The 1,328-nt window shown below is 45.4% G+C and carries 1 protein-coding gene; it reads right to left on the bottom strand.

Annotation, left to right across the window (positions count from 1 at the left end; translation table 11 throughout):
• The coding region (locus tag H6795_04335; protein MCB9817721.1) for a hypothetical protein at nucleotides 1-1,328 on the bottom strand (1,328 nt) is incomplete at both ends.

Raw genomic sequence — 1,328 nt, forward strand, 5'->3', positions numbered from 1 at the left:
TACGGGTAAGTCCATCATTGTTGGTATCTGCCATGGCTACAAACCTTGTCGCTTCTTTGACACTCACTGTACCGCTGCCATTTCTATCGGCGGCATTTAAGACGGTTTGTTCTTTTGCGCTTACAGCACCGTCTTTGTTAAGATCGGCTGCCATAAAAGCTTGGCTTTTTTTGGCTGCTTCGCTAATACTAATGTCGCTGCCGCTAGACTTCTTGCCATCAGCTCGTACAGCTGGCGAGTCAGGTAAGGAAGGATCTTTTTTAGAAACACCAGTTCCAGTTCCGCTTCCGTTAAGATCTTGCTTGCGTTTTTTCTTTGGGTCTAGTGTTACCCCTGCAGGGCCAGTATCTTGAGCTGGCTTATCGTCACTTGCGACAGACGCGCTTGCATATGGTTTTAGTTTATTCAGTACGGCATCGGTATCGCTCGTCCATCCATTTTTTGTCTTTACCTCTACCCAAAAATTACTGGTACCCATTGTGCCGTGGGCTCTCATTTCTGCACCGCCATTTGCACGGTTATACTTCATGATAGCTTTTTCTAGTGTCTGAGTCCCTGTTGTTTGCATGGCTAGATTAAGCCGGTTCAGCACAGCTGTCCCATTGGCACCAGATAAAAAGGCTTGTTGTTCACGACTGTGTTTCTCAAATGGTTGTTTTTCACCATCTGCACTTTTAACATGCCCAGCTAATGTCTTAGATACAACATCACTGTTACTTGTCCATTCACCATTCACTTTAACACTAATATACGCACCAGGTTGCCCAAGCGTGCCGTGAACTTCTAACTTACCTGGGTTTTTCTTTGCGTAGGCCTGTGCAGCTGCTGCAAGTACTTGGTTCCCTTTATCTTTATCGCCACCTGCATAGGCATTCGCAAACCTTCTTGTAAGGCCTCTTTCCGTGCCTCCGCCCTGGGCGGCAATAAGTTGCAAGCGGGCCAGTGTTGTTTCTTGTGTGCTACTAGCTGGGGCAAACTTAACGAGTTCTGTTTTAATGTCATCGGTATTAGTGAGGGTTTTATCGCCTGATTTTAACGTTAAGTTATAGCCGTATTGGCCTATTTGGTATGTTTCTGTAATGGTGCCTGCCCCAGATGCGTTATATGCATCTATAGCTTCACGCATTTTGGCTGGTGCTTCCGCACCATATACTTTTGTAAAACGTGCAAGCAGGTTGTCACCGTTGGGGTCTGGTATCAAGTTAGCTCCTCCTCTGTTTTTGTTATTTGGTGTATCTTTTTTACCAACTGCTTTTGCAGGGTTGTCGCCAGATCTTTTATCATTATTTGTCGTACCTGAACCATTCCTACGATTGCTTCTATTGACT

It is taken from the genome of Candidatus Nomurabacteria bacterium, assembly GCA_020631975.1.
Lineage (GTDB): Bacteria > Patescibacteriota > Saccharimonadia > Saccharimonadales > CAIOMD01 > JACKGO01.